Raw genomic sequence first — 22,336 nt, 5'->3', positions numbered from 1 at the left:
AGCCGAGCTCCGCAAGCCTGCCGAGCCCGGCTTTTTTGCGTTTTACGGCGGTTGCCCGCCGCGCCCCTGCATCTGTTTTAAGTTTGTTGAAAGCATAACCCCATCATAATGTCTGGCTAAAGTAAATTTTCAGCGTTCAGAGGCGCCGTGCCGACAACCGAGTCAGACCCATTTTCCGAAGCGGCCCATAGTGGTGTGCGCACCGAAGGCAGTACAGATGGGCTGCCTGTGGCTCCCGAGCTTAGCCTGAGCCTGGATGCGGCCCGCATGCCAAGGCGTTCGACCTTGATTGACAGGCGGGTCTTGCGCATTATCGGAATATCCATGGTCCTGGGTGCCGCCGCCGGGCTTATCGCCAAGGTGTTGATGGTCTTGATAGGCCTGATTACCAACCTGGCTTTCTACGGCCGCTGGTCGACCGAATTTTCGGCGCCTGCCGAAGCGGTGCCGCACCTGGGCGCCTGGGTGATCCTGATTCCAGTCATAGGCGGCTTGATCGCCGGCCTGATGGCGCGCTGGGGCTCGCGAGCCATTCGCGGCCATGGCATTCCCGAGGCAATGGAGCAGGTGCTGCAGAACGAGTCGCGCATTCCCACCCGCATTACCTTCCTCAAGCCCATCTCTTCGGCCATTGTCATCGGTACTGGCGGGCCCTTCGGTGCCGAAGGGCCGATCATTGCCACGGGCGGCGCGCTCGGTTCGATGGTGGGCCAGTTCTTGCGCGTTACCGCCAGCGAACGCAAAGTCTTGCTGGCCGCAGGTGCGGCGGCCGGCATGGCGGCCATTTTTTCCGCGCCGATAGCGGCGGTTGCCCTGGCGGTGGAGCTTTTGTTGTTCGAGCTGCGGCCGCGCTCTTTGATTCCCGTTGCGCTGGCTTGCGTGGTGGCCACGGGCATGCGCTATTTGTTGATGGGAACGACACCGGTTTTCTTGATGGACACACTGGTTGCGCCGGGTGGCGTGGCGCTGGCTTTGTATGTGGCGATCGGAGCGTTGCTGGGCTTGATCAGCGTAGGCGTTACGCACGCCGTCTACGGTATCGAAGACGCCTTCGAGAAGCTTCCCGTGCACTGGATGTGGTGGCCCGCCATTGGCGCGGTGGTGGTGGGCATAGTGGGGTATTTTGCGCCGCTTACGCTGGGCGTTGGCTACACCAATATCGAAGACATTCTTAATGGCCGCCTGACTTTCGGCGCGCTGGCTTTCTTGTGCGTCATGAAGTTCATTTCATGGTCGGTCTCGCTGAGCAGCGGCACTTCAGGCGGGACGCTTGCACCTCTGTTCACCATAGGCGGGGCTCTTGGAGCCATGGCTGGAATTGGCCTGAGCCTTTATTTTCCTGGTCTGGGAATTGATCCTCGCATCGCTGCGCTGGTTGGCATGGCGGCAATTTTTGCCGGCGCCTCGCGCGCGCTCTTCACGACCGTGATTTTTGCGTTCGAGACCACCGGCCAGCCGGCCGGCTTATTGCCGTTGCTGGGCGCCTGCACCGCGGCATACCTGGTCTCGGCGGTGCTTATGCGCAATACCATCATGACCGAGAAAATCGTCCGGCGCGGAGTGCGTGTGCCGTCGGAATACAAGGCCGACTATCTGGAAAGAGTGCTGGTGGGCGACGTATGCGAGACCCATGTGGTTACTTTGAGCGCCTCGCAAACCCTGGCGCAGGTCCAGGCCTGGATCGCGCAGGGCCGGCCCGAGAGCCAGCATCAAGGTTATCCGGTCATGGACGCGGCGGGGCGCGCTCTGGGAGTGCTTACCCGGCGTACCTTCTTCGATCCGGCGCACTTGCCGTCGGCCACGCTGGGCGAGTTGATCAAGCGCCCACCCATTGCGGTAACGGTGCAGCATACATTGCGCGAGGCGGCCGACCACATGGTGGTCGAGAACGTCGGGCGCTTGCTGGTCGTGGATCCGTCCCAGCCGGGGCGTGTGCTGGGCATGTTGACCCGCGGCGATTTGCTTTCGGCCCATGGACGCAGGCTAAGGGAAGGGCGCCGCTTGCGCCGCCACCTTAGCTTCACGACATACCGGCGCATGCGCCGGCGGCGCGCGGCATTGCGTTAGCGTTCGATATGGCGCGCCGCGCTGCGCATCAAGGCTATGGGATGTTCTTTGAGGCCGGGGCCGGAGTTGCGGCCGCCGGGCAGGACATCGGCCAAGGTGTAGTTGTCCAGGTGCCGCAGGAAGTCTTGCAAAGCACCATTGAAAATGGCGGTCAGCCCGCATTGGCCGCTTAATGTGCACGAATTGCCTTCGGCAAAACACTCGACCAGTTCGAAGTCATGTTCGGTGTCGCGTACGACGGCGCCCAGGTTGATTTGCTCGGGTGCCATGGCCAGGCGTATTCCGCCGTTCTTTCCCCGGGTGGTTTCCAGCCATCCGCGCTGGCCCAGCAAGTGGGTGATTTTCATCAGGTGCGGTTGCGAGATATCGTAGGTCTGCGCCACCTCGGCGATGGTGCACAGGCGTTCGGGGTGTTGCGCGACGTGCATCAGCAAGCGTAGCGCGTAGTCGGTCAGAGTGGTCAGGCGCATGCGGGTCCTAGTGTCCGGCGTCGGGGCGCGGGCGAATCAGCATGGGCACGAAGCGCCATAAATACAAGGCGAATGCCAGCACCCACGCCGCGGCGGCCAGATGCAGCAAATGCGGCGCGGCGGCGGTCGGCCATAAGGCGGCCAGGCGCAGGATTACGGCAATGAGAACCAGCACGTAGGCCCCGCGCATGCTGCGGTCGAGCACCAGCGGGCGCCCCAGGTGGCCCAGTGCGGTACGCGTGACCATGCCGATGATCAAGACCGAGAAGCCGCCCATGGCAATAATGTGCACATGCACGGCCGAGCGTCCGAATATCTCGGGAGTCAGGCCGGCCAGATGGACTCCTGCGAAGACCAGGCCCAGGCCCAGGAAGGCATAGCCTATGTACAGTATCCACAGAATAGGCTTGTGCTGGACCGCGGCCGGCTTCCAGGTAACGAGCTGGATAAGGGCGATAAGGCCAGTGACGGCCAGGGCCGCGCCCATATAAACCGGCAGGCCAGCCAGCCCCAGGATAATTGCGGCAACGCCGAAGGCCAATTGCACATGGCCGCTGCGTGTTTGCATGGGCAGCTTCAGGTCGGGCAATGCCCGCATGGCAAAAAATGGAATGACGCGCCGGGCGATAAGCAGGGCGATGACGGCCATGCAGACAAGCCCAAGGTCGAAGTGCTGCATAAGTTCTATATAGTTGCCTTTTAGCGCCGACTGAAGAAACAGCGCGTTGGCAGCGCCAAGCCCCAGAACCAGCCAAGGCAAGCCGTAGTTGCGCCGGCTTTTGCCTTTGATCACGACGCGAAGCAAGGCTAGCCCGCTTAAAAGGAAAAAGGCGGACTCGGCCAGGCACGCTACAGTGAAGGCCGTAAGCCCGCCTGCCAGATAGCCTGCGCGCGCAACGATCCAAAGCAGGCACAATATGGCAAGAGGCCAGCCTTTAAGAGGATTGAAGCCCGTCCAGGTGGCCGCGGCGGTAAGCAGGAAAGCCACGGCAATGGTGGCTATGAAGCCCCACAGCATTTCGTGCGCATGCCAGGCAATGCCGGACAAGGGCGCCGGGATGGCTTGCGGGGCAAAAATCCAGATGGCAACGGAGACCAGCGCCCAGAGGCAGCCCGCGATGTACAGAGGGCGAAACCCCAGGCTTAAAAAGGCGCGCAGATTTGGCGCTGGCGCCGCGGGACGGCGGCCGGGCTCGTTGATTTGTTGGATGTCAGGCATTGAACACCTCGGTGGGGGAGGTTTCTGGTTTGTTGTATAACTGGTAGCCGTACCACAGGCTGCGTGCTATGCGATGGGCGAATTCTTCGGCTTTTTCGGCAAAAGCGCGGTTGGGTATGGCTTGCACGGTTTGATGAAACAGGCCCAGCCATTGCTGGAATAGTTCAGCGCTAAGGTTGGGCAGTGCAATGTGCACGGGCATGGGCGTGCCATTGTAGGTGCCGGTGCCGCGCAGCATGGACGACCAGAACTGCACCATGCGCCCAAGGTGTTTGTCCCAGTCTTGAATATGCTCGTTGAAAATAGGGCCTAGTGTGTTGTCGGCGCGGACAAGGTCGTAAAAGTCGTAGACCAGCTTGGCCACTTCTTCTTCAGTGCACAGATCGTCTCGGGTTGCCACAAAAAACTCCATAAATCCAGGGTTGTGCAGAATGCTTCCCGAGGAAGGCGCGCCTAGTGCAACGCATAAGACTCCAGGGGCGGGTATAAGATCTATTTTATATGCATCTTATGAAAATTGCATGGCGGCGTCAATCTCCAAATGCCGTGGACGGCAGAGGGCGTCAGAACCGTAGGTCGCTTGTGGCGAATCAGGCACATAGACGGCCGGCGCGCCAATTGCTTCTACGTTTCCGTCCCGCGATGGGTTGAATCAATATCCGGTCGCGTCTTGTGTCGGTTTGTTGCATTCCTTTAACACCTGCTATACATTGCTGAAACTGATCTGGTATTGCCGCGTGCGACGGGCGACAATCGTTCTGTTAGCCGCGTTCAAGCAATGGCGTGCCGATTTTAGGCCGGCCTTGCTTCCCGAGCCTATACCTCAACCTCGAAGTAACTACATGCCTCGTCTGTCATCTATTAGCTGCGTTATTCCGTGCCTCAACGAGGACGCCAATCTTAATGTGCTGTTGCCTGAATTGATTGCGGTCTTGCGGTCGTTGGTCCCGGTATTCGAGGTGATTGTGGTCGATGACGGCAGCATCGACGGCACGGCCTTGTCCATGAGCCGCTGGGCCGACGAAAATCCGGAAGTCGTTTATTTGCAGCTGTCGCGCAACTTCGGCAAAGAAGCGGCACTCAGCGCCGGGCTTGATGCGGCGGGCGGCCAGGTGGTGGTTACCATGGACGCCGACCTGCAACATCCGCCGGCCTTGATTCCTGAAATGCTCAAGCGTTGGGAAGGGGGGGCCGACATGGTGTATGCGGTGAGGGCCACGCGTGAGGACGAGTCGGCATTCAAGCGGGTGGGCACCAAGCTGTTCTATCAGCTTATGCGCGAGTCCGGCGGCATGCGTGTGCCTGAAAACGCCGGCGACTTTCGCTTAATGGACCGCAAGGTGGTCGACGCCCTGATGCTGCTGCCCGAGCGCAACCGCTTCATGAAGGGTTTATTCGCCTGGGTGGGATTTCGGGCCGAGCCGTTTTACTATTCGCCGCCCGAACGCTTGCATGGCGCCTCTACCTTCAAGCCCTTCAAGCTGTTTCGCTTTGCCCTTGACGGCCTGACCGCCTTCACGACCTGGCCGCTGCGCTTGTTGAGCATTGCGGGCATAGGGTTGTCGGCGCTGTCTTTTATATATGGGCTTTTCATCATAATCAATCACTGGCTATACGGCGACGCAGTGCAGGGCTGGGCGACGCTGATTATCGTCGTGCTGTTTTTTGCAGGCATCAACCTGATCTCGGTGGGCGTGCTGGGCGAGTACATCGCCCGGATATTCGGCGAAGTAAAGAACCGGCCCATCTATATTGTGCGCACGCAAAAAGGCACAGGCCTTGCCGATCGCGCCTCGCCGCCCGAACAACATTAACAACCCACAATAGGGCGCCGCCGCCATGAATTTCCTTGCCCGCCAGGCTGCCAAGCTGCTTGCCATCCGCTCGACCTGGGTGGTTGCCGCCCTGACGTTTGTGTGGCTGTCCGCCACAACCTGGACCCGCCCTCTGTTCTTGCCGGACGAAGGGCGCTACGTGGGCGTGGCGTGGAACATGCTAAGCACCCACGAACTGCTGGTGCCCTTGCTTAATGGCTTGCCCTTTTTCCATAAGCCTCCGCTGTTTTACTGGATTACGGCTTTGGCGCTGCAGGTCTTCGGCGTGAACGAATGGGCAGCGCGCTTCAGTTCGGTGGCGTGCGCCACTTTGATGGTTGCCATGTTGTTCTGGTTCCTCAAGACTCATGTGAATCGCCAGGTGGCAGCCATTGCCGCCATTATCCTGGCTTCATCGCCGTTTTTATTTGGCGCGGGGCAGTATGCCAACCTGGATATGACGGTTGCCGGCATGATAGCGGCCACTGTGTTGCTGCTGGCCAGCGCCGTATTGCGGCTGGAGCGGGGCCAGGCGTATCGCACGGTATTGGTGCTGGCCTATGCGGCGGCGGGACTGGGCTTTTTAAGCAAGGGCCTCATTGGTGTGGTGCTGCCCGGCGGCATTGTCTTCTTCTGGCTGGTGGGACGCAAGCGCTTCGATACTTTGCGCCGTTTATTCTGGCCGCCGGCGATTGTGGCGTTCCTGGTCGTGTCGCTGCCCTGGATGGCGTACATGCAATGGCGTTATTCGGGCTTTTTCGATTACTACATCGTGTACCAGCATTTCCAGCGTTTCCTGGAGTCGGGATTCAACAATCCTCATCCGTTCTGGTTTTATGTGCCGGTATTGATCGTCCTGACCCTGCCCTGGTCGGTGCAACTGTGGCGCCTGGCCAGCCGCCGGTTTTGGCAAGACGAGCAGCATGCCGACATCAAGGGGTTGATGCTGTCGTGGCTGCTGGTGGTTTTGATTTTCTTTTCCATTCCGTCTTCCAAGCTGGTGGGCTATGTCTTGCCGGCGCTGGTTCCGCTGGCGTATTTCCTGGCCTTGCCTTTTGCGCGCCGGCTCAATGCGAAGGACGCCAAGGCCGGCACCGAGCCGCAGCGGGCTTTGCGCGGCTTTGCTGTGTCGTTGACGGTTGCACTGGCCATTTGCGTCGCGGCCATCGTGGTCCTTGCCGTGTCGCCCCGGCCGTCGACCAAGGGCCTGGCCATGAAGATGAGCCTGGCCTATACGCCCAAGGACAGCATCGTAATGCTGGAGCGCATCCGCTACGACCTGGCGTTTTATCTACGCAGCAGCAAACCCGCGGCCATCGTCGCGGACTGGAATGCCCCGGACATCAGAACCGTCGACACCTGGCGCAAAGAAGTGTTCGATGCGGCGCAGTTCGACCCCGCGACGGCCGCGCCCTTGCTCATCAATAGCGGCGAACTGCTTGCACGTCTGTGCGCTGCGCACGATGCCAGCGTTTGGCTGGTGGGCGACCGCGGCTCGTCGGAAGGCTACCCTTTCCTGGCGGGACTGGCGCCGTTTGCGCAGGATGGAAAATTAAGCGTATGGCGAATTCCGGCTGGAACCCAGCCTACGTTTTGTGCCGAAAAGCCCAGAATCGACCTAAAATAAAAGTAATGAAGGCCATGCCGATCAGGATAATGGCCAGTAGAACGTCGTAACGCAAAGGAGTAGCCTGCAACAGCCAGGCGTAAGCCACTTCGTTTACCCCGAAGCCCAACGCCGAAACGGCAAAAAAACGGCGCGCCGCCTTGAACAAGGGCGCGTGCTGCTGGCGGAAGGTCAACTGGTAGTGGCCCGCAAACGAAACTACAAAAGCAATCAGCCATCCAATTACATTGGCCAGAAGCGGGGCAAGCCCCAGCCAATTGACGGTTGCAACAACGACAAGCCAATGGGTGGCGGCAGCGGCGCAGCCGACTGCAACAAACCAACCCAGTTGCCGGATAATATTCTGCATGACGATTTTTCCGAAAAGGCCCCAGTGAACACGACACCAGACAAGCCAAAACGAATTGTGGTGTGCGCCGACGATTTTGGCATGAATTCCGAGATTGATGCTGGCATCTTGAGTTTGGCCCAGCTTGGGCGCCTTAGCGCCACCAGTTGCATGGCGGGCGCGCCGATGTTCAAGCAGGACGCTCCGGCGCTGAAGGCCTCGGGCTTGCAGACCGGCCTGCATCTGAATTTTACTGAAGCGCTGGGCGCTTCGGGCATGTTCGTGCCCTTGTCGCGGCTGATCATGCGCGCCTATGCGCGGGGACTGGACTCGGAGGCAGTGCGCGGGCAAATCGTCCGGCAATTGGATGCGTTTGAAGACGTTATGGGGCGGGAGCCGGACTTTGTGGATGGGCACCAGCATGTGCACCAGTTGCCGCAAATTCGCACTGCCTTGCTGACCGAGCTGGCACAGCGCTATGCCGCAAAACTGCCGTGGCTGCGCTACACGGGCGTGCGCGCCCAGCCTACGGTGCCGCCGCGTTTGCGCTACAAGGCGCAAATAATCCAAACCCTGGGTGCGAACCGGTTTGCGAATTTGGCGCGCGGCTGGGGCTTTGCCTTGAATGCCGGCTTTCTTGGGGTTTACGACTTTCAGGGCGGCGCGGCCAATTATGAAGCCTTGCTGCAAGCCTGGCTGCGCCATGCGCAAGCGGGCGACGTGCTGATGTGCCATCCCGCTTCCAGCGTAAACGCGTCGGACGGGCTGGGGGCGCAACGGTTTGCCGAATTCCAGGTGCTGGCGGGCGAGTCCGCCGGCGACTGGCTGGGCGAATACGGAATAAGCCTGGGCCCTCTTTGACCGGGCCGCGCGTAAAATTCAATTCATCATCCATTTATCGATTATCAGGAGAGTGCCATGTCGCAACCCATCAACCCGCTTTCGGCCGAATTTGCCGTTGCGCCGCAGTTAAGCCCCGAAGACATGGCCGCCGTGGCCGAGCTGGGCTATAAAAGCGTCATTATTAATCGTCCCGATTACGAAGGCGGTCCCCAGCAGCCGGCGTCGGCCGACGTCATGGCCGCCGCGCGCGCTGCGGGCCTGCAAGCCGAATACCAGCCTGTCGTCAGCGGGGCCATGACAGCCGATGACGTGCGGCGCTTTGCCCAACTGCTTAAACAATTGCCGGCCCCGGTATTGGCGTATTGCCGCACGGGTACCCGCTGCACGCACTTGTATCAGGCAGCCGCTACGTTGCCGCCAGACGCCGCCTAGTGTATTTACCGGCTTTATTTTTGTGCGGGTTGTAGGTAGGATAAAGACAGTAGACAGTATTCGTTAAACATAAAAGGTAAAACGCCATGTTCAAAAAGATACTCATTCCCACCGATGGTTCCGCATTGGCGGCGCAGGCGGCAAACAAGGGCATATGCTTTGCGCGCAGCGTCGGCGCCGAAGTCGTTGCGCTTTACGTCACCCAGCCTTTTGCCGCCACCGTGGGCTTCGATGGCATGGCCGCAGCATATGCAATCACAGACGAAGACTACGACAAGTCCGCCGCCGAACAGGCGCAAAAATACCTGAAGGCCGTCATGGACCGCGCCAATACCGCCGGGGTCAAGGCAACGACGCGTGCCGTGTCCAATTTCAACGTTGCCGACGGCATTGTCCAAACCGTTGAAGAAGAAGGCTGCGACCTTATCTTTATCGGCAGCCATGGCCGCAGCGGCCTGTCGCGCTTGCTGCTGGGCAGCGTAACGATCAAGGTCTTGAGCATGGCCAAAACGGCCGTGCTGGTTTACCGCGTTAAAGAAAGCACCGAATAACCGCGGTCTGCATGGCTGCGCCGGCAGCATGCAGCCTTAACTCGGCCATCAAAAAAAGCACGCCTCGGCGTGCATTTTTTTACGCAGCCGCCGGCATGCCGGCCGTCGGTGCGGCGGTATTTTCAGGCGGGGCTTTTGGGGGTCAGGCGCTGCTTGTTTTCGGTAATGGCGGCTAGCGTTATGGCATTCAATGCGGCCGTGGGAGTTTTGCCGTCGGGCGACTCTTGCAGGAAGTCCAGCATGGCGGTGCGCATGCGCGGCTCCCAGAATTTCTGGATATGGTCGGCGACGCCTTCGATTCCTTCGGCCCGGTCAGGCATGGCTTCAAAAAAATCGCCGATGCGGTTGGCCAGACGAATCAATTGGTCGATGTTTTTCACGAGCGTACTTCCTTGTCGCTGAGGAGATATTCGGGGTGGGCGTACACGGTGAACACTTCTTTGCGTGCAAACCCGGCTAGCATAAGGTTAAGGTCCTGGGCCATCTGCACCGCATAGCCGGTGGGAGCCGATACGGCCACCAGGGCCGATATGCCCGCCGACGCGGCCTTTTGAACCATTTCAAAGCTTGCACGGCTGGAAATGACGGCAAAGCCTTGCGCCGTATCGATTTGTGCGCGCAGCAAATGGCCAATGAGCTTGTCCAGCGCGTTGTGGCGTCCTACATCTTCGCGTACCGGGCCAACCTGGCCTTGAAGGCCGGACCAGCCGGCGGCGTGCGTTGCGCCGGTAAGCAGGTGCAGGGGCTGCAGCTTGCGCAGTTGTTCGGTGGCCGAGGTAATGGCGTCCGCGGTAATCATTGCGGGCCGCGGCGGCAAAGAGTCCAGGGTGCGCTGCACTTCGTCCAGGCTTTCCAGGCCGCACAGCCCGCAACCCGTGCGCCCGGCCAGGCTGCGCCGGCGCAGCTTGAGCTGGTTGAGACAGGCGCTGGCAATTGTGGCCTGGATGACTATGCCGTTGGCCCGCGCACTGACTTCAAGGTCGTAGATGTCGGCGGCCTTGCGGATAATGCCTTCGGTGTATGAAAAGCCATAAGCGAAGTCTTCAAGGTCGCAAGGCGTAGCCAGGACCGTGGCGTGGCTGATACCGTTGTATTCAAGCGCTATGGGTACTTCTTGCGCGAGTTCGTCGGACTCGCGCAGCCCATCGCGCCCAGGCCCCTGGCGCACGACCATGCTGGGCGCATGTCCGGGCGGGAGCCCGGGCATGCCGCCGTCGGCCGGGGGCGCGGGAAAAGGAGCGGACATGGCTTGGCCTGCTAGCCCTGGGTAATGGCGGCGTCGCGTTCCGGCTCGCGCTCGGCCAGCAGTTTTTGCTGGATGTCGCTGAAGCGGGACCACTTGCCTTGCCATTCGGAGGGTTGGGTCACAAGGCGGGCCTGGACTGCCGTGACCTTGTATTCGGGGCATTCCGTGGCCCAATCGGAGCTGTCGGTGGTGACCACATTGGCGCCCGATTCGGGGAAGTGGAAGGTGGTGTAGACCACGCCGGGCTGCACGCGTTCAGTGATGTCGGCACGCAGCACGGTTTCACCCGAGCGGCTTTGGATGCCCACCCAGTCGCCCGCCTTGATGCCGCGATCTTCGGCGTCTTGCGGGTGCATTTCGAGCAGGTCTTCGTTGTGCCACAGCACGTTGGGCGTACGCCGAGTTTGTGCGCCGACGTTGTACTGGGAAAGTATGCGTCCGGTGGTAAGCAGCAATGGAAACTTGCGGGTGCTGCGCTCGTCGCTGGGCACGTACTTGGTGATCATGAACCTGCCCTTGCCGCGCACGAATTCGTCGACGTGCATGGTGGGCGTGCCGTCGGGAGCTTCAGTGTTGCAAGGCCATTGCAGGCCGCCACCCATCTCGTCGATTTTCTTGAACGAGACGCCCGAGAATGTGGGAGTCAGGCGTGCGATCTCGTCCATGATTTCGGACGGATGGTTGTAGTGCATGGGGTAGCCCATGGCATTGGACAGGGCGCAGGTGGCTTCCCAGTCGCCCAGCCCGGCCTTGGGTTCCATGACCTTGCGCACGCGCGAGACGCGCCGTTCGGCGTTGGTGAACGTGCCGTCTTTTTCCAGGAAGGAGGTGCCCGGCAGGAATACATGGGCGTATTTGGCCGTTTCGTTCAGGAACATGTCTTGCACGATGACGCATTCCATCGAGGCCAGCGCTTGAGCCACGTGCTGGGTGTCGGGGTCGGACTGCATGATGTCCTCGCCCTGGCAATACAGGCCCTTGAACGTGCCGCTGATGGCTGCATCGAACATATTGGGAATGCGCAGGCCCGGTTCGGACTGAATCGAAACGCCCCAGTCCTGTTCGAACTGGCTGCGCACCGCGTCGTTGCTGACATGGCGGTAGCCCGGCAGTTCGTGCGGGAACGAGCCCATGTCGCAGGAGCCTTGCACGTTGTTCTGGCCGCGCAGCGGGTTTACGCCCACGCCTTCGCGGCCCAGGTTGCCAGTGGCCATGGCCAGGTTGGCAATGGCCATGACGGTGGTGGACCCCTGGCTGTGCTCGGTTACGCCCAGGCCGTAATAAATAGAGCCATTGCCCTGGGTGGCGAACAGGTAAGAGGCTTCGCGCACATCTTTGGCCGAGACGCCGGTGATGTGCTCGGTGGCCTCGGGCGAGTTTTCGGGCAAGGAGACGAAATCGCGCCATTGCTCGAATGCGGGCTTTTCGCAGCGTTCGGCCACGAAGGCTTCGTCGATCAGGCCTTCGGTGGCGATGACGTGGGCCATGGCGGTAAGCAGCGCGGTGTTGGTGCCGGGCCGCACAGGCAGGTGGTAGTCGGCCTTGATGTGCGGAGCATCGACCAGTTCGATGGAGCGCGGGTCGATGACTATGAGCTTGGCGCCCTCGCGCAACCGGCGTTTGAGGCGTGATGCGAACACCGGATGGGCGGCGCTGGGGTTGGCGCCCATCATGATGACGACATCGGTGAACATGACTGAGTCGAAGGTTTGCGTGCCGGCCGATTCGCCCATGGTGGTTTTAAGGCCGTAGCCGGTGGGCGAGTGGCAGACGCGCGCGCAGGTGTCGACGTTGTTGGTGCCGAAAGCGGCGCGCACCAGCTTCTGCACCAGATAGGTTTCTTCGTTGGTGCAGCGCGACGACGTCAGCCCGCCGATGGAGTTGTTGCCGTACTTGGCCTGGATGCGCTTGAGTTCGGAGGCGGCGTAGTCGATGGCTTCGTCCCAGCTGACTTCGCGCCATGGTTCGGTGATGCTGGCGCGGATCATGGGTTTGAGTATGCGGTCCTGGTGGGTGGCATAGCCCCACGCGAAACGGCCTTTGACGCAAGAGTGGCCGCGATTGGCCTTGCCGTCTTTCCAGGGCACCATGCGCACGACTTCCTGGCCTTTCATTTCGGCCTTGAAGGCGCAGCCCACACCGCAGTAGGCGCAGGTGGTGATGGCGGCGTGTTCGGCCTGGCCCATCATGATGACGGTTTTTTCCATGAGCGACGAGGTGGGACAGGCTTGCACGCAAGCGCCGCAGGAAACGCAGTCGCTGCCAAGAAAGCTGTCGTTCTGGCCTGCGGCAATGCGCGAATTGAAACCCATGCCGTCCACGGTAAGGGCGAATGTGCCCTGGATGTCGTCGCAGGCACGTACGCAGCGGCTGCACACAATGCATTTGGATGGGTCGTAGGTGAAGTAGGGATTGGACTCGTCGGGCGCGTCGTTGAGGTGGTTGGCGCCGTCGAAGCCATAGCGCACATTGCGCAAGCCGACCACACCGGCCATGTCCTGCAGTTCGCAGTTGCCGTTGGCCGGGCAGGTCAGGCAGTCCAGGGGGTGATCGGAAATGTACAGCTCCATGACATTGCGGCGCAAGTCGTGCAGCTTGGGCGTTTCAGTCAGGATGACCATGCCTTCTTCGACAGGCGTGGTGCACGAGGCCGGATAGCCGCGCCGGCCTTCGATTTGCACCAGGCACAGGCGGCAAGAACCGAAGGCTTCAAGGCTGTCGGTGGCGCACAGCTTGGGAATATTGATGCCGGCTTGGGCAGCGGCATGCATGACCGAGGTGCCGGCCGGCACCTGGCATGGCTGGCCGTCGATGGTGAGGTTGACGACCTCAGTGCTGGTGCGCGCGGGTGTGCCGTAGTCGCGTTCGCGGATGGCGATGGTTTCTAGCATGATGGTGGCTCCAGGGTCAGACGCGGGTCGAGGGTTGGCCGGACTTGGGCATGCCGAAGTCTTCGGGGAAGTGGTCCAGCGCCGACAGGACCGGGTAGGGCGTCATGCCCCCCAGGGCGCATAAAGACCCGCCAAGCATGGTGTCGCATAGGTCGCGCAGTAAGTGAACCTGCTGTTCGCGGTGATCGTTGTTGCGGATTTTGTCGATGACTTCGGTGCCGCGCGTGGAACCGATGCGGCAGGGCGTGCATTTGCCGCAGGACTCGATGGCACAGAATTCCATGGCGTATTGCGCCATCCTGGCCATGTCGACGGTGTCGTCGAAGGCGACGATGCCGCCGTGGCCGACCATGGCCGAAATGCCGACATAGGCTTCGTAGTCCAGCGGGACATCCCATTGCGATTCGGGCAGGTAGGCGCCCAGCGGTCCCCCTACCTGGATCGCACGCAGCGGCCGGCCGCTTGCGCTGCCGCCGCCGAAGTCGTAAAGCAGTTCGCGCAGGGTTACGCCGAAAGCCAGCTCGACCAGGCCGCCGTGCTTGATATTGCCGGCCAACTGGAAGGGCAGCGTGCCCTTGGAACGGCCCATGCCGTAGTCGCGATAGAACGCCGCGCCCTTGGCCAGGACGATGGGCACACTGGCCAGCGAGATGACGTTATTGATGACGGTGGGCTTGCCGAACAAGCCCGTAATGGCCGGCAATGGCGGCTTGGCACGGACCTGGCCGCGTTTGCCTTCAAGGCTTTCGAGCAAGGAGGTTTCTTCGCCGCAGATATAGGCGCCCGCGCCGACGCGCACTTCAAGGTTGAACTCGCGCCCGCTGCCGTTGATGTTGCGTCCCAGCCAGCCGGCCGCATGGGCGTTGCTGATGGCGTTGTTCAGGGCGGCGACGGCGTGGGGGTATTCGGAACGCACATAGATATAGCCGTAGTCGGCACCCGTGGCCAGGCCGGCGATGGTCATGCCTTCGATGAGGCAGTAGGGGTCGCCTTCCATGACCATGCGGTCGGAGAACGTGCCGGAGTCGCCCTCGTCGGCATTGCAGACAATATATTTTTGGTCGGCCGGCGTATTGAGCACGGTTTTCCATTTGACACCGGTGGGGAAGGCGGCGCCGCCGCGGCCGCGCAGGCCCGATTGCGTGACCTCTTCGACAATGGCTTCAGGCGGCATGGCCAGCGCTTTCTTAAGGCCTTCGAAGCCGCCCAGCGCTTGGTATTCGACCAGGTCGAGCGGGTCGGTGATGCCGATACGGGCGAAGGTAAGGCGCTGCTGCTTTTTAAGATAGGGGATTTCGTCGGTGAGGCCATGGCACAGCGCGTGCGCCGCGCCCTGGAGCCAGCCGGCCTCGAACAGGCCGGCGACGTCTTCGACCTGAACGGGGCCGTAGGCGATGCGGCCTTGCGGCGCAAGGACTTCGACCAGGGTTTCAAGCCACAGCAGACCGCGCGATCCGTTGCGTACGATTTGTACGGCAACGCCGCGTTGGGCGGCCTCTTGCTCGATGGCCAGGGCGACTTCATTGGCACCTACGGCGATTGCGGCGGCGTCGATGGGAACGAAAATCTTGATTGCGTCAGCCATGTTGTTCATGCCCCTTGCGCTGCAAGCAGGCGGTCGAGTTTGGAAGGGGTCATGCGGGCATGCGGCTGGCCGTTGACCATGATGGCGGGAGATTGCGCGCACAGTCCCAGGCAGTAGACTGGCTCGAGCGTGACCCGGCCGTCGGCGGTGGTGGCATGGAAGCCGCAACCCAGGGTCTGTTCCGCATGCTGGGCCAGCTGTTCGCCGCCCATGGCCTGACAGGATTCGGCCCGGCATATTTCCAGTACGACCTTGCCCGCGGGCTGGTCGCGGAAATGAGCATAAAAACTGATGACGCCGTGAATTTCGGCACGCGACAATTGCAGCGCCTTGGCCAATTCGGGAACGGCGCTGGCCGGAATGTAACCCAGGGCATGCTGCACCGCGTGCAGGATGGGCAGCAAATTGCCGCGCTGGCCTTTGTAGTGGCGTACGGCCTGCTGTGTGACTTGCAGCACCGTGGCATCGGAGACCTGGGTTCCCGACTGATTGGGCATGGTGGACATGGTTGTTCCTGTGTTGATTCGCGGCGGCAGCAGACTGATGGCTGACTTATTATGTATATCGGTGCATAATAACGTGGATATTGTCGGCCCTAATTTACTAGGCATGGCGGGTTTTTTCAATAGGCAAGCAATGACATATAAGTTTCGCGCGCGGCTTGACACGGAATGGGTGCTCGAAAAGCCCGATGGCAGCTCCTTCGTTTTAAGCGATGTGCTGCGTTTGCTGGCCTCTATCGAGTCCCTGGGACACATTGCGGGCGCATGCCGCGCCTGCAATGTGTCATATCGCCACGCCTGGGGGTTGCTGCGCCATGCCGAAAAAGAACTCGAGCGCCCGCTGCTTGAAACCAGCCGCCGGCAAGGCACCAAGCTCACCCGCTTTGCGCAGCAACTGCTGTGGGCCAACCGGCGCATCGATGTCCGGCTGGCGCCGGTGCTCGACGGCATGACTGGCGCGCTTCAAGAAGAGTTGCAGGCGCTGTACACCGAAAGCCGCCCAAGGCTGCGCATGCATGCCAGCCACGGTTTTGCCGTAGAAGGCCTGATGCAGGCGGTGGACAGCCAAGAAGCGCCTTCCATTGAATTGCGCTACCGCACCGCTATCGAGGCCCTGGCCTCATTGAACCGGGGCGAATGCGACCTGGCCGGCTTCCAGGTGCCGGTGGGCGAATTCCAGGACCCGATTTTGCAGCATTACAAGCCGTGGCTCGACCCAGAGAAACACAGCCTCATTTATCTGGCACAGCGCGAAACAGGGTTCTTCGTGCAGCCCGGCAATCCGCGCAGCATCCGCACGGTGGCCGACCTGGGCCAGCCTGGCGTGCGCTTCGTGAACCGGCAGGTGGGTTCCAGTACGCGCTTGCTTGTCAGTTTGATGCTGCGCCAGAAAGGCATCGACCCGACGCGGATCCAGGGGTTCGATACCAGCGAATTCACGCATTTGGCCGTTGCCGCCCATATAGTCGGGGGCATGGCCGACGTAGGCGTTGGGGTCGAGACCGCCGCCTGGCGCTGCGGCCTGGACTTCATTCCGCTGGCAAAAGAGCGCTATTTCTTCGCCGTGCAGCGCGACAGCCTGTCTTCGCCCCTGATGCGGCAGTTTATTGATTTATTGCTGGGCGACTCGTACCAGTCTTTTGTGGGGCAGCTGGCGGGGTATGATGCTACAGGCCTGGGCAAGGTTCTTTCGCCGCGCGAAGCGTTTGAAACAGCCTTCGATCCGCTCTCGAAGGCTGCCTGATTTTTAAAAAACATCATGAAAACGATTACGATAGGCTCATGAGCAAAGTTATTTATTTATCCGACGACCGTCATCCTTCGAGTTCGCAGGACCGTGCGCCCGTGGCCCCGCCGCAGCCGGGCGAGCCGCTGCTGGATACCCGGCGCAGGCCTTTGCATGATTTGCGCATTTCGGTAACCGATCGCTGCAACTTCCGCTGTACTTACTGTATGCCGCGCGAAGTATTCGGAACCGATTACGAGTTCATGCCGCATGCCGACTTGCTGACCTTCGAAGAAATTACTCGCGTTGCGCGCGTGGCCGTTTCGCTGGGCGTGGAAAAAATCCGCCTGACGGGAGGCGAACCCTTGCTGCGCAAGAACATAGAGCGGCTGGTCGAGATGTTGTCGGGCCTTTCTACGCCGGCGGGCCGGCCCGTCGACCTTACCTTGACGACCAACGGCACCTTGCTGGCCAAGAAGGCCGCGGCCCTGAAAGCGGCCGGGCTCAGGCGGGTTACTGTCAGCCTTGACGCGCTGGACGACACCCTGTTCGAGCGCATGAGCGACAGCCAGGTCACGGTTCAAACCGTGCTTGACGGCATTGACGAAGCGGCCCGCGTGGGCCTGGCGCCGGTCAAGGTCAATATGGTGGTGCGCAAGGGCTTGAACGACGGGCAAATCGTGCCCATGGCCGAGCGCTTCCGCAATTCCGGCCATATTCTGCGTTTCATCGAATACATGGATGTGGGCTCGACCAACGGCTGGAATCTTGCCGAGGTTCTTACCGGCGCGCAAATCCTGCAGCGCATCGGCGAGCGCTTTCCGGTCGAGCCGGTCCATGCCGATTATCGCGGCGAAGTCGCGGCACGCTGGCGCTACCTGGACGGGGCCGGCGAGATCGGCGTCATTACCAGCGTATCCCAGCCGTTTTGCGGCGACTGTACACGGGCCCGCCTGTCGCCGGAAGGAAAGTTGTTTCTGTGCCTGTTCGCCAATCAAGGGCACGATTTGCGCGCCCTGGTGCGCGGCCGGTCCAGCGACGAACAACTGGCGGCCCGCATGGCGTCCATCTGGACGGGCCGGGACGACCATTATTCGGAAATGCGCGGCAAAAATACGGCATCTTTGCACAAGATCGAAATGAGTTACATCGGTGGCTGATCCGCACATATCTTCAGCAACGGGCGCTTCGGCGCCCGAATCGTTACCGCCGCCTGCCGGCCAGGGATTGAGCCGGCACACAGCGATAGGCAAGCAAACAGTCAGCGGGCTGGTGCTGGCCGGGGGTCAAGCGCGCCGCATGCAGGCAGACGGTCGCAAGCCGGTTGAAAAAGGCTTGCTGCCTTTGCACGGCAAGCCGCTGGTAGCCTGGGTGCACAGTTATCTGGCGCCCCGTACCGCAGTTGTATATGTCAGCGCGAACCGTTGCGTCGATGCCTATGCCCGCTATGGGCAGGTTGTTGGCGACGATCCGGCCTTGGGCGAAGATGCCGGGCCTCTGGCCGGCCTGGCCAGTGTGCTGCCGCAGTTGCGAACGCCCTGGCTTTTCTCGTTGCCGGTCGATGTGCCGGCGCCGCCGTCCGATCTGTTGGAACGGCTGGCCGCGCAGGCCCATGAAAGCGGGGCGGGAATCGTATATGCCTTCAGCGAAAGGGCGCATCCCTTGTGCATGCTGGTGCATCGCGACATGCTGCCCGGACTGCTTGAATTCCTGCGCGGGGGCGAGCGCAAGGTAGGGATCTGGCAAGAGCGCAGCGGCGCCGTTCAGGCGGTGTTTTCAGCGGACGATGCGGGCTTCTTCAATATCAATACGCCGGCCGACTTGTTGCTGGCCGAACAGCTTAAATTTTAGACCTGCCAATGAGCGAAGTCGTAGTAGGCCACGATATCGTCGTGGCCCACCAGGGTGTTGGCCGGTATGCGGGCTACGCCCGTGGCCCAAGGCAACGAACTGATGACTCCCGAGCCTTGCTGCGCATAGGGCGACAAGGTGGTTGAGCCGTCCGGCGCATGGCTGGCCCGGACGCGCAGGAACTCTTCGCGGGTTTCGTTGAAGGTTATGGCGCTGGCGAGCTTGCCATAGCTGATTTCGGGCAGGACGCGCTCGCGCCCTTGCATGGTTCGTATCAAAGGAGACACCAGCAAGGTAAACACCACATAGGCTGAAACAGGATTGCCGGGCAGGCAGACGATAGGCTTACTGTGCGCATGCGCCATGGCCACGGGCTTGCCCGGCTTCATGCGTACGCGCCACAGGTCCACCGAGCCGCCCATTTGTTCTATGGTGGCCTTGACCAGGTCTTTTTCGCCCACCGAGACCCCGCCGACCGTCAGCACCAGGTCGCAGTCGCCGATAAGCCTGGTAAAGGCGTCGCGCAGCGATTCGTGGGTGTCGGCGGCATGCAGGACATGCACGACTTGCGCGCCCAACTTGTCGACCAGGGCGGCCAATGCAGGGCCGTTGGAGTTGTATATCTGGGCGGTTTGCAAGGGTTTGCCCGGTTCGACCAGTTCGTCGCCGGTACTGAGGATGCCGACTTTAAGCTTGGGGTAGACGCTGATGTATTCATAGCCTTGGGAAGCCAGCAAGGCGATTTCGGCGGTGCCGAGCAGGGCGCCGGCAGGCAGCAGGCGCTTGTCTTTTTGCACATCCTCGCCCCGCTTGCGCACATGCGCGCCAGCTTTGGGCGCATGGTTGACGGTGAGGACGTTGTCGGTTTCGGTGCAGTCTTCCTGCATGACCACGGTGTCCGCGCCTTCGGGGATGAGACTGCCGGTGAACAGGCGTATGGCGTTGCCGCGCTGCAAAGGCTCGGGCGCCTGGCCCGCGAAGCAGCGCTGCTGCACGGGGAAGGAGGCGCCCGGCTTGTAGTCGGCAAAGCTGATGGCATAGCCGTCCATGGCGCTGTTGTCGGCGGGCGGCAGGTCGTGCGTGGCAATGATGGGTTCGGCCAGGATGCGTCCGCGCGCCTGGCGCAACAGGCAGGTTTCGGCGGTTTGCGGCAATTTGCCAGCCTGGGCAAGGCGGGATTGGGCCAGGTCGAAGTCAAGCATGTCCATAACAGGTCTACCGTAAGATATTGGCGTCGGGGTGCGGCCCGGCCTGCCGCCGTGGCAAGCCGGGCCCGCAGGCTGCAGCGTTCAGGGCGTTGCGGTGTAGTGCGTTGCGAAGTTGCAAGGCCGGTGGGTGCTGTCCAGTTGTTCGCGAATGATTTTTTCCCAGGCGGTCTTGCAGGCGCCAGTGGAACCGGGCATGCAAAATACCAGCGTATTGTTGGCGGCGCCTGCAAAGGCATCCGACTGCAGGGTGGACGAGCCGATTTCCAGCCAGGACAGATGGCGGAACAACTCGCCAAAGCCCGAGATTACGCTGTCCAGCAGCGGGGTAATGGCGGCTGCTGTTGATTTTTTATGCGAAAAACCCGTGCCGCCGTTGGTCAGGATGACCTGGATGGAGTCGTCGGCGATCCAGTCGCTGAGAATTTTGCGGATGTGGTACAGATTGCCCGCGCTGATGCTGCGCTGTACGCAGCGGTGGCCGGCGGCAAGCACGCTTTCGCTGAGGTAGTCGCCCGAGGTGTCATTGGCGGCCGTGCGCGAGTCGGAAATGGTCAGTACCGCGAAGTTCAGTGCGGCCTGGGGTTTGTTGGGATCGGCTTTGCTCACGATGGGGTTCCTGAAGGTGGGTTGTCCCAGAGGTCGGTTTTTTGGGTATCGGCGTCGCGTTGCTGAACCCAGAATTGCTTGCCGCCGGACAGGATTTCGCGTTTCCAGAATGGGGCCCGGGTTTTCAGCGCGTCGATGATGTATTCGCAGGCTTTGAAGGAGTCGCCGCGATGCGCGCTGGCAACGGCCACAAAGACGATTTGCTCTTTGTGGTGCAGGGCGCCGTAGCGGTGCACGACAATGGGTTCAAGCGTGTTCCAGCGGCTTTGGGCCGTGTCGCAGATGGTCTGGATTTCGCGTTCGCACATGCCGGGGTAGTGTTCGAGGAACAAAGTGTGCGTGGCCTGGTCCTGGGCGTAATCGCGCACATAGCCTGTAAACGAGACCAGGGCGCCGGCCTTGCCGGCGGAGCGTTCGCGCAGCTGCGCGGTAAGAGCGGCCGCATCGAAATCGGTCTCTTGGACGATGACCATGATCAGCCTCCGGTGACAGGTTCGAAAACGGCTACTTCGTCGCCCGGCTGGATAAGCGTTTCAGGACTGACGTGGTATTGGTTTACGGCCAGTTTCAGGCGTTGCACGGGTGCCAGTTGCGGGTAGCGGGCGGCAAGCTGCGCCAGCCAGTCCGCGCCGGTAAGAGGCCCGTCGATGGGCCAGAGTTCTTGCCGGGCGCCAGTCAGTTCGGCCACCTGGGCAAAGTACAGGACTTTAATTGGCGTGCCACTCACCGCTTTTGCCTCCGGATTTAAAGCTAAGCTTTATTTGTTCAAGAATAATCCCTTTGTCGGCCGCTTTGCACATATCGTATATGGTCAGTGCCGCCACGCTGCATGCCGTCATGGCTTCCATTTCGACCCCGGTCTTGTGGTCGGTGCGGCAGGTGGCCTTGATCGTGATTGTATGGTTGGCGTCGTCAAGGGAAAACTCGACGCCTGCAAAACTCAAGGGCAGGCTATGGCACAGGGGGATGAGCTCGGCGCAACGTTTGGCGGCCAATATGCCCGCCACGCGCGCGGTGTTCAGGACTTCGCCCTTGCCGTTTTCGTGCGCCGACAGCAGCACGTAAGCCTGCTTGCTCATGCGCACGACGCCTTGTGCAATGGCGCAACGCATGGTGGAGGTCTTGTTGCTGACATCGACCATGCGCACTTGTCCGGATTCGTCGAGATGGCTGAGCGTGGGCTCGGCCGTTGAAGAGGTTTGCGTCATTTCGGTACGTATGGAAAGTGGCACTTACGCCGTGTGCGCGGTGTGCCGGAATCATTCCTATACTATACGCGATCCTGATTTCGTGGGGGCGCTTCGGCGCTGTATGGGCGGGCCTGCGTCTCGGCGGCCCGCGCTTGCGCGGCGGGGTGTTGCGCGTGGTACCGCTGGCTTGGGTGTGTGCTGCTCTGCAGGATTGTTCAGGCGTCCAGCGCCTTTTTGACGTTTTGGTACTCGATGGCCTTGTCGTGCATGAAGCCATCGATCAAGTTGGTGCCGGAAGGAGCGATCAGGCCGCGATGCGTTTCAGCCAGCTTGCGGCCTTCGACCTGGCCGCGCTCGAAAAGGGAATCGAACTCGGCCAGTTGGAAGCCTTGTTCCTGCGCGTAGCGCATCAAATGGCTGAAGGCGGTGTTGCGGTGCTGGTCGACATCTTCTGCGCTGGCGCCGAATGCCGAGGCGGCACCGTTGGCGGCCCCGGATATGACGACCCATTGGTCCAGGCTGGTTTCGCGGTCGAAGTCGATGTCCGGGACGGCGTAGGCGCTGCCGAAAAGGCTCATCGACAGAAGCGCTGCGGATAACTTTGGCAGTATCAATGCGGACTCCTTGTTTGTATCATTACGGAGGCAAGCCCCTGGGGACTTTGCGGCAGGATGCTGTGG

General features: G+C 61.0%; 24 protein-coding genes. 9 read left to right on the top strand and 15 right to left on the bottom strand.

The window, feature by feature from the left end:
- Window positions 1-147 precede the first annotated feature (147 nt).
- Window positions 148-2,067 (top strand): chloride channel protein, encoded by a 1,920-nt coding sequence (locus DFR37_RS11940; RefSeq protein ID WP_211317243.1) that lies wholly within the window; start codon window positions 148-150, stop codon window positions 2,065-2,067.
- On the opposite strand, the gene DFR37_RS11935 is transcribed toward DFR37_RS11940, so the two are convergent.
- From DFR37_RS11935 to DFR37_RS11925, 3 genes are read right to left on the bottom strand one after another with little or no spacing between them, the layout of a single operon-like run.
- Window positions 2,064-2,537 carry an RrF2 family transcriptional regulator gene (locus DFR37_RS11935; protein ID WP_113933444.1) on the bottom strand — a complete coding sequence of 158 codons (474 nt, stop codon included), beginning with the start codon at window positions 2,535-2,537 and terminating at the stop codon, window positions 2,064-2,066. The two genes, DFR37_RS11940 and DFR37_RS11935, sit on opposite strands and share 4 nt — an antisense overlap.
- Before the next feature lie 7 nt (window positions 2,538-2,544).
- Window positions 2,545-3,756, bottom strand: a complete 1,212-nt coding sequence (locus tag DFR37_RS11930; RefSeq protein WP_113933443.1) for an NnrS family protein — start codon at window positions 3,754-3,756, stop codon at window positions 2,545-2,547.
- A complete protein-coding gene (locus DFR37_RS11925; protein WP_242341809.1) occupies window positions 3,749-4,156 on the bottom strand; it encodes a group III truncated hemoglobin in 408 nt (135 codons plus the stop codon). The genes DFR37_RS11930 and DFR37_RS11925 overlap by 8 nt, the downstream gene beginning before the upstream one ends.
- Before the next feature lie 442 nt (window positions 4,157-4,598).
- On the opposite strand from DFR37_RS11925, the gene DFR37_RS11920 reads away from it, so the two are divergent.
- Window positions 4,599-5,570, top strand: a complete 972-nt coding sequence (locus DFR37_RS11920) for a glycosyltransferase family 2 protein (protein WP_113933441.1) — start codon at window positions 4,599-4,601, stop codon at window positions 5,568-5,570.
- Between the two features lie 25 nt (window positions 5,571-5,595).
- Window positions 5,596-7,197 carry a glycosyltransferase family 39 protein gene (locus tag DFR37_RS11915; RefSeq protein ID WP_113933440.1) on the top strand — a complete coding sequence of 534 codons (1,602 nt, stop codon included), beginning with the start codon at window positions 5,596-5,598 and terminating at the stop codon, window positions 7,195-7,197.
- On the opposite strand, the gene DFR37_RS23150 is transcribed toward DFR37_RS11915, so the two are convergent.
- Entirely contained in the window at window positions 7,157-7,546 is a 390-nt protein-coding gene (locus tag DFR37_RS23150) for a GtrA family protein (protein ID WP_180148038.1), read from the bottom strand. The two genes, DFR37_RS11915 and DFR37_RS23150, sit on opposite strands and share 41 nt — an antisense overlap.
- 81 nt (window positions 7,547-7,627) lie before the next feature.
- Between DFR37_RS23150 and DFR37_RS11905 the strand changes: the two genes are divergently transcribed.
- The 3 genes from DFR37_RS11905 to DFR37_RS11895 all read left to right on the top strand — a co-directional run bounded on the left by DFR37_RS11905 (window position 7,628) and on the right by DFR37_RS11895 (window position 9,351).
- On the top strand, window positions 7,628-8,386 hold the full coding sequence (locus DFR37_RS11905; RefSeq protein ID WP_242341810.1) for a ChbG/HpnK family deacetylase: 759 nt from the start codon (window positions 7,628-7,630) through the stop codon (window positions 8,384-8,386).
- Between the two features lie 57 nt (window positions 8,387-8,443).
- On the top strand, window positions 8,444-8,800 hold the full coding sequence (locus tag DFR37_RS11900) for a protein tyrosine phosphatase family protein (RefSeq protein ID WP_113933437.1): 357 nt from the start codon (window positions 8,444-8,446) through the stop codon (window positions 8,798-8,800).
- Between the two features lie 86 nt (window positions 8,801-8,886).
- A complete protein-coding gene (locus DFR37_RS11895) occupies window positions 8,887-9,351 on the top strand; it encodes a universal stress protein (RefSeq protein WP_113933436.1) in 465 nt (154 codons plus the stop codon).
- A gap of 122 nt (window positions 9,352-9,473) precedes the next feature.
- On the opposite strand, the gene DFR37_RS11890 is transcribed toward DFR37_RS11895, so the two are convergent.
- The 5 genes from DFR37_RS11890 to DFR37_RS11870 are packed head-to-tail and all read right to left on the bottom strand — an operon-like array spanning window position 9,474 to window position 15,579.
- Window positions 9,474-9,731: a formate dehydrogenase subunit delta gene (locus tag DFR37_RS11890; RefSeq protein ID WP_113933435.1), complete on the bottom strand. Its 258-nt coding sequence runs from the start codon at window positions 9,729-9,731 to the stop codon at window positions 9,474-9,476.
- Window positions 9,728-10,597, bottom strand: coding sequence for a formate dehydrogenase accessory sulfurtransferase FdhD (fdhD, locus tag DFR37_RS11885; RefSeq protein ID WP_242341811.1), 870 nt, complete (start codon window positions 10,595-10,597; stop codon window positions 9,728-9,730). The genes DFR37_RS11890 and fdhD overlap by 4 nt, the downstream gene beginning before the upstream one ends.
- Before the next feature lie 11 nt (window positions 10,598-10,608).
- Window positions 10,609-13,488 (bottom strand): formate dehydrogenase subunit alpha, encoded by a 2,880-nt coding sequence (fdhF, locus tag DFR37_RS11880; protein WP_113933434.1) that lies wholly within the window; start codon window positions 13,486-13,488, stop codon window positions 10,609-10,611.
- A gap of 16 nt (window positions 13,489-13,504) precedes the next feature.
- The gene (locus DFR37_RS11875; RefSeq protein ID WP_113933493.1) at window positions 13,505-15,073 is read right to left on the bottom strand and encodes a formate dehydrogenase beta subunit; all 1,569 of its coding nucleotides are present in this window, start codon (window positions 15,071-15,073) and stop codon (window positions 13,505-13,507) included.
- Window positions 15,074-15,078: 5 nt separating this feature from the next.
- Entirely contained in the window at window positions 15,079-15,579 is a 501-nt protein-coding gene (locus tag DFR37_RS11870; RefSeq protein WP_113933433.1) for a formate dehydrogenase subunit gamma, read from the bottom strand.
- 130 nt (window positions 15,580-15,709) lie between these two features.
- Here DFR37_RS11870 and DFR37_RS11865 point away from each other — a divergent pair, with 130 nt between their 5' ends.
- From DFR37_RS11865 to mobA, 3 genes are all read left to right on the top strand, one after another.
- A complete protein-coding gene (locus tag DFR37_RS11865; protein ID WP_113933492.1) occupies window positions 15,710-16,819 on the top strand; it encodes a substrate-binding domain-containing protein in 1,110 nt (369 codons plus the stop codon).
- Between the two features lie 38 nt (window positions 16,820-16,857).
- Entirely contained in the window at window positions 16,858-17,961 is a 1,104-nt protein-coding gene (gene moaA / locus DFR37_RS11860) for a GTP 3',8-cyclase MoaA (RefSeq protein ID WP_113933432.1), read from the top strand.
- A gap of 67 nt (window positions 17,962-18,028) precedes the next feature.
- Window positions 18,029-18,652 carry a molybdenum cofactor guanylyltransferase MobA gene (mobA, locus tag DFR37_RS11855; RefSeq protein WP_242341812.1) on the top strand — a complete coding sequence of 208 codons (624 nt, stop codon included), beginning with the start codon at window positions 18,029-18,031 and terminating at the stop codon, window positions 18,650-18,652.
- Here mobA and DFR37_RS11850 read toward each other — a convergent pair.
- The 6 genes from DFR37_RS11850 to DFR37_RS11825 all read right to left on the bottom strand — a co-directional run bounded on the left by DFR37_RS11850 (window position 18,649) and on the right by DFR37_RS11825 (window position 22,270).
- Window positions 18,649-19,854: a molybdopterin molybdotransferase MoeA gene (locus DFR37_RS11850; protein WP_113933490.1), complete on the bottom strand. Its 1,206-nt coding sequence runs from the start codon at window positions 19,852-19,854 to the stop codon at window positions 18,649-18,651. The two genes, mobA and DFR37_RS11850, sit on opposite strands and share 4 nt — an antisense overlap.
- An 87-nt stretch (window positions 19,855-19,941) precedes the next feature.
- The gene (moaB, locus tag DFR37_RS11845) at window positions 19,942-20,466 is read right to left on the bottom strand and encodes a molybdenum cofactor biosynthesis protein B (RefSeq protein WP_113933431.1); all 525 of its coding nucleotides are present in this window, start codon (window positions 20,464-20,466) and stop codon (window positions 19,942-19,944) included.
- On the bottom strand, window positions 20,463-20,939 hold the full coding sequence (locus DFR37_RS11840; protein WP_113933430.1) for a molybdenum cofactor biosynthesis protein MoaE: 477 nt from the start codon (window positions 20,937-20,939) through the stop codon (window positions 20,463-20,465). Before DFR37_RS11840 ends, moaB begins: the two co-directional genes overlap by 4 nt.
- A 2-nt stretch (window positions 20,940-20,941) precedes the next feature.
- The gene (locus DFR37_RS11835) at window positions 20,942-21,193 is read right to left on the bottom strand and encodes a MoaD/ThiS family protein (protein WP_113933429.1); all 252 of its coding nucleotides are present in this window, start codon (window positions 21,191-21,193) and stop codon (window positions 20,942-20,944) included.
- Entirely contained in the window at window positions 21,174-21,674 is a 501-nt protein-coding gene (gene moaC, locus DFR37_RS11830; protein WP_113933428.1) for a cyclic pyranopterin monophosphate synthase MoaC, read from the bottom strand. The genes DFR37_RS11835 and moaC overlap by 20 nt, the downstream gene beginning before the upstream one ends.
- Before the next feature lie 197 nt (window positions 21,675-21,871).
- On the bottom strand, window positions 21,872-22,270 hold the full coding sequence (locus DFR37_RS11825) for a hypothetical protein (RefSeq protein ID WP_113933427.1): 399 nt from the start codon (window positions 22,268-22,270) through the stop codon (window positions 21,872-21,874).
- Between the last annotated feature and the right edge of the window lie 66 nt (window positions 22,271-22,336).

It is taken from the genome of Eoetvoesiella caeni, from assembly GCF_003315175.1.
Taxonomy (GTDB): domain Bacteria; phylum Pseudomonadota; class Gammaproteobacteria; order Burkholderiales; family Burkholderiaceae_B; genus Eoetvoesia; species Eoetvoesia caeni.
Note: the sequence above shows the minus strand (reverse complement) of the source record. Positions and strands in the feature narration are given on the sequence as shown.

What these genes read in the sequence shown, in the direction of transcription:
- fdhD (WP_242341811.1), bottom strand. Translation starts at nt 10,597, where the DNA reads ATGTCCGCTCCTTTTCCCGCGCCCCCGGCCGACGGCGGCATGCCCGGG.
- DFR37_RS11915 (WP_113933440.1), top strand. Translation starts at nt 5,596, where the DNA reads ATGAATTTCCTTGCCCGCCAGGCTGCCAAGCTGCTTGCCATCCGCTCG.
- moaC (WP_113933428.1), bottom strand. Translation starts at nt 21,674, where the DNA reads ATGACGCAAACCTCTTCAACGGCCGAGCCCACGCTCAGCCATCTCGAC.
- DFR37_RS11930 (WP_113933443.1), bottom strand. Translation starts at nt 3,756, where the DNA reads ATGCCTGACATCCAACAAATCAACGAGCCCGGCCGCCGTCCCGCGGCG.
- DFR37_RS11900 (WP_113933437.1), top strand. Translation starts at nt 8,444, where the DNA reads ATGTCGCAACCCATCAACCCGCTTTCGGCCGAATTTGCCGTTGCGCCG.
- DFR37_RS11870 (WP_113933433.1), bottom strand. Translation starts at nt 15,579, where the DNA reads ATGTCCACCATGCCCAATCAGTCGGGAACCCAGGTCTCCGATGCCACG.
- DFR37_RS11935 (WP_113933444.1), bottom strand. Translation starts at nt 2,537, where the DNA reads ATGCGCCTGACCACTCTGACCGACTACGCGCTACGCTTGCTGATGCAC.
- DFR37_RS11840 (WP_113933430.1), bottom strand. Translation starts at nt 20,939, where the DNA reads ATGGTCATCGTCCAAGAGACCGATTTCGATGCGGCCGCTCTTACCGCG.
- DFR37_RS11875 (WP_113933493.1), bottom strand. Translation starts at nt 15,073, where the DNA reads ATGGCTGACGCAATCAAGATTTTCGTTCCCATCGACGCCGCCGCAATC.
- DFR37_RS11865 (WP_113933492.1), top strand. Translation starts at nt 15,710, where the DNA reads ATGACATATAAGTTTCGCGCGCGGCTTGACACGGAATGGGTGCTCGAA.
- fdhF (WP_113933434.1), bottom strand. Translation starts at nt 13,488, where the DNA reads ATGCTAGAAACCATCGCCATCCGCGAACGCGACTACGGCACACCCGCG.
- DFR37_RS11905 (WP_242341810.1), top strand. Translation starts at nt 7,628, where the DNA reads ATGAATTCCGAGATTGATGCTGGCATCTTGAGTTTGGCCCAGCTTGGG.
- DFR37_RS11895 (WP_113933436.1), top strand. Translation starts at nt 8,887, where the DNA reads ATGTTCAAAAAGATACTCATTCCCACCGATGGTTCCGCATTGGCGGCG.
- DFR37_RS23150 (WP_180148038.1), bottom strand. Translation starts at nt 7,546, where the DNA reads ATGCAGAATATTATCCGGCAACTGGGTTGGTTTGTTGCAGTCGGCTGC.
- moaA (WP_113933432.1), top strand. Translation starts at nt 16,858, where the DNA reads ATGAGCAAAGTTATTTATTTATCCGACGACCGTCATCCTTCGAGTTCG.
- DFR37_RS11850 (WP_113933490.1), bottom strand. Translation starts at nt 19,854, where the DNA reads ATGCTTGACTTCGACCTGGCCCAATCCCGCCTTGCCCAGGCTGGCAAA.
- DFR37_RS11920 (WP_113933441.1), top strand. Translation starts at nt 4,599, where the DNA reads ATGCCTCGTCTGTCATCTATTAGCTGCGTTATTCCGTGCCTCAACGAG.